At 64.9% G+C, this 567-nt stretch carries 1 protein-coding gene; it reads right to left on the reverse strand.

Annotated features, from left to right (window positions below; genetic code table 11):
- Positions 1-119: 119 nt before the first annotated feature.
- On the reverse strand, positions 120-567 hold a 448-nt coding region (locus tag ACXJKJ_RS31610), incomplete at its 5' end, for an isocitrate lyase/phosphoenolpyruvate mutase family protein (RefSeq protein ID WP_457395646.1).

A 567-nucleotide genomic window follows, 5' to 3' on the forward strand; every position in this document is an offset into this window, starting at 1 on the left:
ACGGTGCACAGCGCGGTGTTGCCGGCGGCGGTGCCCGACAGGGCGACGGATTTCTTCGGCTTGAAGCCGGGGGCGGTAGTGGTGTCGCTCATGATCCCTCCAGAAAACAGTGTGCGGTCTTACTTCTTGGCGGCAAACAACGCATCGAGCTGCTGCTCGAAAGCGTGGTAACCGATACGGTCGTACAGCTCTTCGCGCGTCTGCATCGCCTCCACCACATTACGCTGGTGGCCCTCGCGGCGGATGGTCTCATACACGTTCTCGGCCGACTTGTTGGCGGCGCGGAATGCGGACAGCGGGAACAGCTGGATGGCCACGCCGGCCGAGGCCAGTTCATCGCGGCTGAACAGCGGGGTGGCACCGAACTCGGTGATGTTGGCCAGCACCGGCACCTTCACCGCATCGACGAAGCGGCGGTAGGTGTCCAGGTCATAGGCGGCCTCGGCGAAGATGCCGTCGGCACCGGCCTCCACGCAGGCGATGGCGCGTTCGATGGCCGCGTCCACGCCATCGACCTGGATGGCATCGGTGCGCGCGATCAGGAAGAAGTCCGGATCGGTCTTCGCA

This window comes from Roseateles sp. P5_E1, from assembly GCF_054049335.1.